The sequence below is a fragment of the Okeania hirsuta genome (assembly GCF_003838195.1).
In the GTDB taxonomy this organism is placed as follows: Bacteria; Cyanobacteriota; Cyanobacteriia; order Cyanobacteriales; family Microcoleaceae; genus Okeania; species Okeania hirsuta.
The window spans coordinates 1-12,116 of record NZ_RCBY01000209.1 but is presented as its reverse complement, the minus strand read 5'-3'; the positions used below and the strand labels follow the sequence as shown (position 1 = coordinate 12,116).

The window sequence follows — 12,116 nt, the reverse complement described above, 5'->3', positions numbered from 1 at the left end:
GGGAGGGGTTGGGGGTGGGTTGTCTCCTGTCTCCTACAAAGAGCAAAAAGACTTTCCATACGCAAGCCCTAATTAAGGTATAATTCCTTGATTACCAAGGGATCTAGCCATTTTTAGGGCTTTGACGTATATTTACGGACGTTGTATGTAACGTCCCTACCCACTCCCCTAGTCCTCTGTAATGTGAAAATGTAGCAAACTTTTATTGCGCTTGGTATTAGTGGGATAGGTTCATTGGTCTTTGTTGGGTTGCGCTTGCGCTTAACCCAACCTACGGCATCAATGTTTTTTTACCCGATGTCATTAATAAACCTACCTCTTCGACTGTAGCGGTGGCAGCATCTAGAATATCAATAAACTTACCTTCATATATAATGGCAATATGATCGCTCATTGCCATGACTTCTTCTAATTCTGTAGAAATATATAAGATAGCTGCCCCTTGTTGTTTTTGAGCAAGTAAAGCTTGTTGTACATATTCTGTAGCACCGATATCTAAACCACGGGTAGGTTGCATAGCTACAATTAATGTTGGTTTTCCAGAAAGTTCCCGCGCCAGAATAATTTTTTGTTGGTTTCCTCCAGAAAGTTGATTGACTTTTAACTGCGGATGACTGGCACGGGAACTTTCTGGAAAACCAACATTAATTGTAGCTTTTCCAGAAAGTTCCCGCGCCAGAATAATTTTTTGTTGGTTTCCTCCAGAAAGTTGATTGACTTTTAACTGCGGATGACTGGCACGAATATCAAATTTTTCTATGGCATTTTTCCCATGATTATTTATTACTTCAGACTGCAAAAAACCATAACGACAAAAAGGCAAAAATCTAAACAATTTCAAAATTAAATTCCTAGCAATACTAAAATTCATAATTAACCCCATTTTTTGGCGGTCTTCGGGAATATATCCCACTTTTAAATTATCTACAAATTCGATCTTTCCTTTCTCCACAAAACGCAAACCGTTAATAGCATCGGCTAATTCTCTTTGACCATTGCCATCGACTCCTGCTACTCCTAAAATTTCCCCACTATGCAATTGAAAAGATAAATTATTTACTACAGATAAACCTCGGTCATTTTTGACTTCTATATTTTTCACTTCTAGAACAATTTTGCCTTTTTCAGCAGCAATTTTATTAGAAACTAAATTTACTTCTCGACCCACCATCATTTCAGCTAATTTATGAGTAGTAATCGCTGCTGTTTTGATGGTATCTACCACTTTTCCCCGACGTAAAACTGTGACAGTATCACAAATATTCATTACTTCTTCTAGTTTATGACTAATAAAAATAATTGTGTGATTATTTGCTGCTAACTTTCGCAAAATATTCAGCAAAGAATTTACTTCTGCTGGAGTTAAAACTGCTGTAGGTTCATCTAAAATTAAAATTTTTGCTTGACGATAAAGTACCTTGAGAATTTCTACCCGTTGCTGAATACCTATTGGTAAATCTGCTACTTTACTATTCACTGGTATTTCTAAATTATAGGCTTTTGCCATAGCGTTAATTTCTGCGGATTTTGTACTTAAATTTAGATGAATTTTTCCACTATTTCCCAAGATAATATTTTCTGTAACTGTTAATGTTGGTACTAACATAAAATGCTGATGAATCATGCCAATACCATAATTTATTGCTACACCAGGCGAGGAAATTTTTATTAGTTTATCTTCTAGATAAATTTGACCATAATCTGGTTGATATAGTCCTGATAATATATTCATTAATGTGGTTTTTCCTGCACCATTTTCTCCAAGAATAGCGTGGACAGAACCTGCTGCAATGGAAATATTAATATTATCGTTAGCAACAAATTTTCCGAAACTTTTAGTAATATTTTCTAAATGTAAATATGTCATCAAGTATTAGATAATATTTTTTTTGATTTTAATGTAATTAAAATAATTATTAGTGCCAGTTATGAATGATTTTTTGTATCCGTAGGAGGGTTGCGATCGCTACTTTTTTTTTCACTCCCTAAGAATCAAGTTTGAAAGTATTTAAGTAATTGAAATATATGTTATTTTTACTTCAACAATAGGAAGATTAATATAGAATACAGAGATTTTGGCTTAAAGGCAGAAGGCAAAAAGTAGAAGCTTTGTAGTCTACCTTTGCGAAAACTGCTATAATATCATGTTCGGACGGGTCAGTTATAAATAAAATTTAAGGACTGACAGTACCGACGGTATCAAATAAATACTGAAATTGTCTTTACTTTTCTCCAATATTTCCTCCTGACTCGGTCCTCCTGACTCCTGAGGACTCACAACATTTATTTATAAGTATTCAACCGCAATTCGTAGCTCCCCCGGAGGGGGAACATGATATAAGTAGGGCTTGCTGATTAATTCTCAAAGTATTGATAAATAAAGGTATTAGCCTTTTTGGGGTTCAAAAAAGTGCCAGCTTTTCGGTGCCTGTGAGCTGCAAAAAGCTAGTATTTTGGGCTGACTATGGTAGAAAAATCCCAAATTGACAAAACTTAGCTCCTACCTCCTCGCTCATTCCTATTTCTCCTGTCTCCTGTCTCCAGTATAGCTGTCTCCTACCCCTACTAATATCATGTTCGGATAATCAGTTATAATAAAATTTAAGGACTGACAGTACCGACAGTACTAAAGAAATACTGAAATTCTCAATACCCCATCTCCAATATTTCCTATGCATTCCTCCTTTCTTACCTCCTGACTCCTGACTCCTGACTCCTGACTCCTCAGAACAGTTATTTATAAGTATTCAACCGAACATGATATAAAAGACTAGTGAAGCGCAAACCCTAAGTAGACAAAGAAAAGCAAGGAAAAACAGGAATTGTTCCAGTTAAAGCTAGATGGGTCATAGAAAGAACTAACCCCTGGATGGAAAGATGTAAATTATGAGTCAATGTCTAGAGTGCTTTGTAGACAAGACCTCATTTTTTCAGCTAAGATGCGCACACTGGGTTCTGAGAGAATCTTACTATGAGCGCCATGAATGTTATAAATTTCTAGTCCTTCTTCAGCTACACCTTCCCATCCATTTGTAGGATCGGAAGATGTTATAGTTGTATGTTTAGCTTTAAAAAGAGTTATTTTACCCGGATATGAATGTGGTGTATAGCATTGAGGAGATACAGACGGAGAATTTATTTTGTGATGCTTTTTAGTAACATTAGAAATTGATGACCTAATAGATAGATATAATTTTTTAGGAAATTGGGTAAACAACTTAGTTAACAATTTTTGTACCTTGTCGAATAAGTAAGGTAGTCTCTCTTGAGGTTCAAATAATAGAAAATTACCCCAATGAATATCAATATTTCGTATCACATTTAAAATTAATTTCTGGAAACGAGAAATCTTGTTCCAGTTTGGGGGAAGCTTAACATTTGGATGTATGGTATCAAACAAAATTAACTTGGCAACTGTTTGACCTTGTGCGTGAAGCTGTTTTGCCATTTCAAAAGCTACATTTCCTCCATTAGATACACCTAATAATATATAAGGTCCTTGGGGTTGAAAAGCTTGCATTTCTTGAATGTAGTGAGCTGCTAAATCTTTAGTAGGAGGTAGAGAAACTTTTTCTTCTTTCCCTTTTTTTGCCGCTAATCCATAATTTAGCCCATAAATTGGTTGTCTTTGACCCAAGTAACTTGCCAAAGGTCGGTAAAAACTTAAACCTTCACCGAGAAGATGAATAGCGAATAAGGGTGTTTTATCGCCCAGTGGTTGAATAGGGACTAATGATTGCCAAGATGATGACCATTTCTCTTCAGATAAAATCTTCGCTAGTTTTTCAACTGTTGGAGCTTGAAACAGAGCAGCTAAAGGTAAATCTTTGTGAACAATTTTTTCAATTTCAGCCAATAGTTTAACTGCCAAGATAGACTGTCCTCCTAAATCGAAGAAATTATTATAGATTCCGATAGGTTGAATTCCTAAAACTTTTTCCCAAATCTGAGTCAGTTGGCGTTCTAATTCGTTGCGAGGACCAACAAATGTATGTTCTAACGTTTGCTGAATGAGTGCATCTATCCATTTGATGATGGCATCAAATTCACCAGCTTCCAAACTCTGTTTAAGTTGTAAGCGTTTAATTTTACCCGTTGCTGTTCTCGGAATCGCTGATTTTTCAGTTAAAACTATATAATTGGGATTTATACCCAAGGTTTGAGTTACTTTTCCCCGAATTTGTTTAGCTAAATTGGCTAATTGACTTTCTTCCGTAATTAGTGTATTGAAGAAAATAGCTAACTCATCAGTATCACTTTCTTGTTGTCGAATATTACAGGCAACAGTATAAGAAGGTTCAACCCCTTCAACTGCTTCGACTACTAATTCAATTTCCTGACAGGAATAATTCTTACCATTGATAATGACGATCTCCTTTTCTCGTCCTGTCACCGTCAGGTAATTGTGATTGAGAAATCCTAAATCTCCAGTATTCAACCAACCATCTTCTGTAAAAAGCGTCCTATTCAATGTTGGATTATTGTAATATACACCAGTTCTGTTGACACCCCAAATCTGAATACGACCAACCTCACCCTCATTGAGTAAATTATCCTGGTCATCAACAATACGAATCCCACAACCCGGTAAAGGTTTACCAATTTGCACAAATTGTTCGCCACGCTGGTTATAACCCATTGCTATCCACTCACGGTTACTAGCAACAACTCCCGTTTCAGAAAGACCATAACCAACATTAAGGACATCCGCACCCAATCCCAATGGTTGTAAGGTCTGTAAAAAAGAACGGCAAGTTTGAGGCACAATTTTTTCCGCTCCTAAACCAATGGTTTCGATTGAAGTCAAATCCCAGTGAGGTTCGGAAATTTCCTGAATTTGCTCCATAATCTGTGTCATGGCAAAATTCGTTAAGACCGTTCCCTTCACCTTGTATTGATCGACAATATCTAACCAAAGTATAGGGTTTCCGAAAAAGCGTTCTGCAGGAAGATAAAGAGTTTTTCCTGATTTCGGGTTGACAATACCAAATCCTGACGCATTATCAAAAGGAACCCAAGTCAAGGAGCAGTAAGATGATTCAGATTTCTCATTCCCTGACAAAAATTGGCTAATAACTGTAACCGCATCAAAAGAAATCAGTTTTGGAGTACCTGTTGTACCGGAACTGGTGAGCAATAGAGCTAAATCTTCAGGTTGGTTGGAATGGAAATTCTGACTCGGAGCAAATTCTTGAGATTTTTCGATAGTTAGTAGGTTAGGAGTAGAATCTTTGAGAATATCGTTAATTGTTTCTGTCAGATTCTTGGTTGTCAAAATTACAGGATTATCTAACCCTTGCCAAACCTGTTGCAGTTTGGCATTTTGAGTAGTTGTGTTAGAACTATTGGGAGAAATTGTCACAGGTACGGCGACAAAACCACCCAAAAAACAACTCCAAACCGCTGCTACAAAATTATGACAATGTTCAAGATGAATGATGACAAAGTCCCCAGGAGATAAACCTTGTGCTTGTAAGTAACCGAGTAAGGTTGTGGACTGTTGCCAAAGCTCACCATAAGTTCTGGTTACTCCTTGCTCTTCCCTCAAATCAATTATTTCGCTTTCAGAAAAGCGTTCGATTTTTTGTTTTAAGGTTTCTGCTAGGGAGGATACGAACTCAACAGTTCCCGTCACTTTTTCCCCGTAGGCGATCGCTGCTGCTTTTTCTCCTATTTCATTCTTAGAGAACCCATCTAAACCTAAATTTGCTTGTAATTGAGTATCAATTTGTTGAAAATAATCAAAACGCTTGATGTGATTTAACGTTGCTTCTTTAACTGTCAAAAATTGGGCAGTTCCCGGTCGTAGATTATAAAGAAAAGACCCATTTCGTTGAAAGTCTAGGTCAGACACATCTGAGGGGATTTGAAGTTGAGTAATTTCTTGGTTAATCTGAGCAAGTTGTCTTTCTAATTCATTAAAAAGATCCTGACCTACCGGAGTGAATTTGGCATATTTGCGCAACTGCTCAAGTCCGATTTGCAGTTGTAAAGGAATCTTAATAAGTTGACTTTTGGTAAAGTCTAAAAGTTCACCAGTAGGGTTTGCTCGATAAACATTTAACCAGAACTGAGCAACGGGTGTATAAACATATATGGCATGGAAAATTCCTCGTAGGGGACGCAAATCTAAACGCCAAGGCGAATAATACAAATTGTTACCTTGACTCTCTTCAACTGAGTCCAACAAAAGGGGATTATTTTGTTCAATCAAGAATAAGCGATTATGGTGAAACTCGTGAATAAAGTTATCAGCTAATCTATAAGGATTTTCAATCACGCTACAAATTAGAGCGCCAGAAAAATCTGAGCTACTGAGGTTGGTGAAATTTCCTACACCTATCGGTTTGAGAGCTAATACCTGCATAAAATAATGCAATTGCTCAAAACTCTGAGGATGATATTGCTCAATCAGTGCTAGTCCATCTTTGACTAGAGTGACATATTGCCCCTGATACTTCATTCCTGCTTCAACAACTGCTTGACCATCTGGAAAAGCTGGAGAATTAAAACAATAAGGTTGAAATCGTAATTCCCGACTGGGAAGTTGAATGGTTGGGCATTTGCCTACTTTCAAATTTTCGTCACCTAATGTTGCATCTGGGGTTAATTCTAGGGTTTGTTTGTTGTTTGTGACTACAACTTCTAATTTTTCTGAATTAATACCGTAAATTTCTATTTTTCCATTCCCTTCTAGGTAAAGAGATGTACCTGGAATTGCTACTGGTAAATGACAAATTAAAGGGGTTTTAAATTGATAACTTTGCTGAGACAGAAAACCGTAAGCAAGTGCAAATAACTTAAACTGATTGAGGTGAAATATTAGTGCTTGAAGAGGTGTTTTTTGTTGAATTGCCTGACAATATTCTTGAGTAACGAGGGGTAAAGGTTTCTTAGTTATGGTTGCTGTGACTAGGTCTAACGCCAATAGACACCAATGATTGGCAAAAGGATCTGACCAAATTAAGCTAAACTTTTCTGATGCTTCTGTAGCGATTTGATGATAAACTTCTAAAAATTCTTGAATCTCCGAAATGTCTTCCTCAGAACCTTCAAACCTAGGGTGACGCATCAAAACTTGTTGTATGGCGATCAGGGTATTAATATTCTGCTGTTGGCGATCGTCAAACAGTTTAGGGTCAGTCCAAAAAAAACTTGATTGACCAAATTCATATTGATCTTCACCTATTTTAAGGTCTAGCTCTGTGTTTATTGACATTACAGCTCCATCTACATCTAATAGAATAACTTTACTTTTACATTTTCAGGACTTACGCTTTCCCAACCAATAAACCGGGTTTATTGCCCTGCTCTTGTTGTTCAAACCACGAAATTTCCTTTATAAACCCGGTTTCCGCGTAAGTCCTGATTTTAATATTATAGTAGGGACATTGTATACAACGTCCCTACTGTTTGAGTTGGTTACTTATCCATAGGTATTCATGGTTGAACCAACAGCATTTCAATCTCGATCTATTTGGAAGAAGGCTAGATCAAATCCTTGATTTTAGTCTACTCTATTAGTTAAAAATAGGGCCGCCGCCAGGGTTGCCTCCGCCGCCGCCAAACTCACCACCAGTAGCGCCGCGAGCAACGAAGCGAACAGCACAGTTGCTATTTTGTTGTTGCCCTTCCATCTGTGCAATTAAATTGCTGATTTGTTCTTTTTGTTCTGGGTTGAGTTGGCTATAGTTAAGACTTTTCATGGTTGTTTCCTTTTATTATTGAGGCATTTCAATGTCGATCTATTTGGGAGAAGGCTAGATCAAATCCTTGATTTTAGTCTACTCTATTAGTTAAGAATAGGGCCGCCACCAAACTCACCACCAGTAGCGCCGCGAGCAACGAAGCGAACAGCACAGTTGCTATTTTGTTGTTGCCCTTCCATCTGTGCAATTAAATTGCTGATTTGTTGTTTTTGCTCTGGGTTGAGTTGGCTATAGTTAAGACTTTTCATGGTTGTTTCCTTTTATTTGGTTATCTTTAATCACAACGATAATCTAAAAAAAAAACAAAAGCAATAGGAAGTTATAATTTTAATCAAATCTTCATCAAATCTTCATCAAACTAGGCTACATCTTCATCAAATCTTCATCAAACTAGGCTACTTTTCTCGGCGTTGCTGAAGCACGTGTATGATATTAATCCTAATTACTTAGGAGTCAACCCACCCGCGCGCCCCTCCCAGGAAGGGGAGTCAGGAGTCAGGAGGAGAGAGAATTACAAAGAACCTATCCCACTAATAAGATTTTTGCATGTTGATAGTTAAAAACGAAAAATCAAGCTTTTAAAACACATTTTACTTAAACAAATAAACTTGTTAAAAATAGTGGGATAGCTTCATCATAATTTGACTATTAATGGGATAGATTCTTATATTATCGGCAATTTATTCCCCCTGTTGCCTTCCGGAGCTGTTGCCTGTTGCCTGCGCACAGCGCTATATTAGACATCTCCTATAATAAAAAATAAAATCAATTATCACACTAGATATATCAATTATTTCCCCTCCTGGGAGGGGGAGGGGCGAGGGGTGGGTTCCCTACTGCCTACAGCAAAGCTGCCTACTGCCTATGGGTGGAGGAGATGTCTATTAGAATAGAAAGTATTGAGGGACAATGATAATTTTACCATTCCCACACTTTCTTGATACACTACAGAAAGATCCCAAATTTTTGCTCCGTTTCCAGTGTTCCCTCTTGAATTTACACCTACCACCTAAGAACTTGATGAACGCACTACCCGAGCGGGCGTGATACTAAGTGCAATTTCTACTCAACTTTTCATCCCTTTAAATCTATCTTTCGCTGACTCAAACGCTTCCTGCATCACACCTTGAATTTTCTCTGGATCTGGCTTTTTCCCTCCCATCAAATCTCCGAAATAAACACAGGCACTCTCACCTAACGCCCAAGTATATGCAGCAGACCAAGAAGCAGCGATAGCGCTCCCGAACCCAGGCACAAATTTAATCAACTCCCTCCCCACTGCTTGAGCGACAAAACCCCCACCAATCACACTAACAACTCCTCCTGCTTGAGATGGGGATATTGTTTGCCCATACAAATTTCCTAATAAACCTACCATGGAAACTTGTAAAGCTGTTAATACTGGCATTGTCGCAAAAGGTAGAGGTACTGCTGCTGCGGTGGCTGCCATAATAGTAAATGATAAAATATAACGTCGCCCCACATCTCTATAAATATTGCCCAGTTGTTTGCTTGCTTGTTCGTCTAATAATTGATAAATTGTTCGTGCTTCTGCTTCTGGAAGTAATTCTGCTAAACTATCTCGAAAGGCTTCTAAACCATAAAATACAGGATTGTAGTCATCCTCTTCTAGGGTAAAATCGATAAGTACAGAGCAATCGCTCAACTTCCCAAAATTTTCCTCAATAGCAACAAAAGCACGGTTGGTTTCTTCATATTCTGGAGGGTATTTGGGATGGTCATCAGTAGGGTTAGGATAAACTTCATGGAGACAAGTTACTGCTAAAAGACAAGGAATATTTGGATATTCTTGTCGCAACTGTTGTGCTATCTGTCGTAATGTATCGGTAGCAAAATCATTTATTTTTACGGTCAAAATCAAGATTCTGGCGCGGTTACTTTCCTGCTGTAATTCTCCGAGGAGTTCGTCAATAATAACTGGTGTTTCCTGTTTCACATCTCCCAACCCCACAGTATCAGTGAAAATCAATAAGGGCAAATCGTCGGAAGGATAAGCATAACGTTCGGTATGTTGGGTATGAGGGCGAAATCCTTGACCGACTATTTCTGGGGAAACTCCTGTTAAAGCACGCACGATGGAACTTTTACCTGCTTGGGGTTTACCAATTAATAGTGCTTCAGTGGTGGGAAGTTCTGCGCGTACTTTTGTTAATATTTCGGCTACTTTGGCTTCATCAATGCTAAACCATTGCACTAATGTTTGTGCTGCCCGGTCTACGGGTAACAGTTTCATTACACGGTTGCTGGTATCATTCCAAACTTCAGCGATACGATTTTTCCAAGAGTCTTTTTTTTGATCTTCAGTCGGTTGATGAAACTGTTCCGAATCAGTTGTTGTTTGGTTTATATCATGTTCCTCAGTCATTCTGAATATAGTAGGTAAATCTATAGGTTGACACTCCCCGTCCTTCTAGGACGGGGATTCTTTGATCGACGACCCGTCTTGCTCAACCAGACCGGAGTCAGGAAAAGTAGAGGACAGATCTCCCAAAGCGTTCGGATCAATGATCCAGGTTCCGGTGTGCCCCACCGTACCCAAGGCTATGTTTAGAATGTTGATTGCGGCGTTGTGGTCGCGGTCTAACTTGCAACCACATTTACAGACGTGAGTCCTAGTTGATAGCGACTTCTTCACTACCTCGCCGCACTCAGAGCAGTTTTGGCTAGTATATGCAGGATTTACAGCAACTGTGACTCTGCCAAATTTAGTGCCAAAATGCTCTAACCATTTTCTAAATTGATACCAACCTGCGTCATTAATAGACTTAGCTAGACAGTGGTTTTTCACCAAATTCTTAACTCTCAAATCTTCGTAGGCGACCAAGTCATTAGACTGGATTACGCAGCGCGCCAGTCTCTTGGCGTGCTCTTCACGTTGTCTACTTATTTTAAGGTGTTGTCTACCTAGTCTATTAACTGCCTTCTTACGATTGGATGAGCCTTTCTTTTTCCGAGAAACTCTGCGCTGATCAAACTTTAAACGTTTCTCCCCAGTCCTATAAAAACGGGGATTAGGTTCGGTGTTTCCTCTGGAATCAGTATAGAACTCTTTTAGTCCTACATCCAGTCCCACAGTCGCGTCAGCAGGATTTAATTGCTCCGTGACATCCACAGAGACGCAAAACTGAACATAGTAGCCGTCAGCCCTTTTGACTATGCGAACTCGCTTAACCTGCTTCTTGTCGAAGCGCCACAAGTCCCACGTACCTTTGAGTTTTAGCTTCCCAATTCCCTTCTTGTCGCTGAAAGTGATCGACTTTTTGTCAGGGGATATTTTCCATCCTGACTGCTTATATTCGACCGATCTACAATGCTTCTGGAATCGGGGGAACCCTTTCTTTCCAGGTACTTTCTTTTTGCAATTTTCAAAGAAACGAGAAATTGATGACCATGCTCTCTCAGCCGCAGCCTGTCGAGCTGTTGAGTTCAATTCATTAGCAAAAGGGAATTCTTTGGCCAGTATCTTGCAGTATTTACTAAGGTCGTACTTTCCTGTTCCCTTCTTATCCATCCACAGGCGAATACAGCTGTTTCGGATAAATTTAACCGTCCGAATAGCTTCATCAATAGCTGCATATTGGTTAACTTTGCCGTATGCTTTGAACTCAATAATGATCATCGAATCTCGACCTCCTTCGATATAATCTTACGCTAACACGCCTGACGAAAACTATCAAGTCTAGTTCTAAGAAAAGCCGTCCTAGAAGGACGGGGCTTTAAACCCAATTTTTTCGGTAAGTGGACTTATTTTATAAATGATTTGAAATAAATTTTATTCTGATTTTAAGTTTATCATGTAGAGAAGCTCTTTCTAGGCAAAAGTTTCCAATTTCCTGTTTGTAGATTTTTTTAGAATTGTTTTGCACTACTAGAATCATCACTTTTTCTAAAATTTATGACTATCCACAGGGTAGAATATTTGCTTCTTTTCTCAGTTTTAAAAGATGGTGAATTCCTCAAAAATGTTGCATCAGATTGGCGACTTTGTCATACAGAGGTAGCAGCAGCAAGCGATCGCTTGTTTCAGAATGGGGATATATTAGTCCTACTAACTACTAAAGAGGGAGTCAGGACTCCAGATGTGGTCTTAACCCTGTCCCAAATTAAGGCTGCGTTGGACGGAAAATTAAATATGGGTTACTACTTAAGTCCTCAAGGTGGAGCCAGGTGGGAAGCTCTATGTCATCCAGATTGGAATTGGTTTTACCAACAGAGTACTTTTTATGAGCGAAGAGAATCATACATCATCTGTTCCAGAATTTGATTAGAAGGTGCTTCTGTTACCCCGGAAAAAAATTTTCCTTATTGGAGAAAAATTTCTTTTTACAAATCGTTTATTTGGCACAACAACATTATCTACATAATATTGTTGGTTTGTGGGAGTAG

The 12,116-nt window shown here is 38.5% G+C and carries 7 protein-coding genes; 1 reads left to right on the top strand and 6 read right to left on the bottom strand.

Going from position 1 to position 12,116, the window contains the following annotated elements; genetic code table 11:
* Window positions 1–271 precede the first annotated feature (271 nt).
* The 6 genes from D5R40_RS25065 to D5R40_RS25045 all read right to left on the bottom strand — a co-directional run bounded on the left by D5R40_RS25065 (window position 272) and on the right by D5R40_RS25045 (window position 11,349).
* Window positions 272–1,867 carry an ABC transporter ATP-binding protein gene (locus tag D5R40_RS25065; protein WP_240041648.1) on the bottom strand — a complete coding sequence of 532 codons (1,596 nt, stop codon included), beginning with the start codon at window positions 1,865–1,867 and terminating at the stop codon, window positions 272–274.
* Between the two features lie 1,017 nt (window positions 1,868–2,884).
* Window positions 2,885–7,219, bottom strand: coding sequence for an AMP-binding protein (locus D5R40_RS25060; protein ID WP_124155396.1), 4,335 nt, complete (start codon window positions 7,217–7,219; stop codon window positions 2,885–2,887).
* A gap of 301 nt (window positions 7,220–7,520) precedes the next feature.
* Window positions 7,521–7,706 carry a hypothetical protein gene (locus D5R40_RS25055; protein ID WP_124155395.1) on the bottom strand — a complete coding sequence of 62 codons (186 nt, stop codon included), beginning with the start codon at window positions 7,704–7,706 and terminating at the stop codon, window positions 7,521–7,523.
* Between the two features lie 86 nt (window positions 7,707–7,792).
* On the bottom strand, window positions 7,793–7,957 hold the full coding sequence (locus tag D5R40_RS36020; protein ID WP_161564691.1) for a hypothetical protein: 165 nt from the start codon (window positions 7,955–7,957) through the stop codon (window positions 7,793–7,795).
* Between the two features lie 818 nt (window positions 7,958–8,775).
* Entirely contained in the window at window positions 8,776–10,095 is a 1,320-nt protein-coding gene (locus tag D5R40_RS25050; RefSeq protein WP_124155394.1) for a GTPase family protein, read from the bottom strand.
* Between the two features lie 45 nt (window positions 10,096–10,140).
* Window positions 10,141–11,349, bottom strand: coding sequence for an RNA-guided endonuclease InsQ/TnpB family protein (locus tag D5R40_RS25045; RefSeq protein WP_124155393.1), 1,209 nt, complete (start codon window positions 11,347–11,349; stop codon window positions 10,141–10,143).
* Window positions 11,350–11,625: 276 nt separating this feature from the next.
* Between D5R40_RS25045 and D5R40_RS25040 the strand changes: the two genes are divergently transcribed.
* The gene (locus D5R40_RS25040; protein ID WP_124155392.1) at window positions 11,626–11,994 is read left to right on the top strand and encodes a hypothetical protein; all 369 of its coding nucleotides are present in this window, start codon (window positions 11,626–11,628) and stop codon (window positions 11,992–11,994) included.
* The last annotated feature ends 122 nt before the right edge of the window (window positions 11,995–12,116 follow it).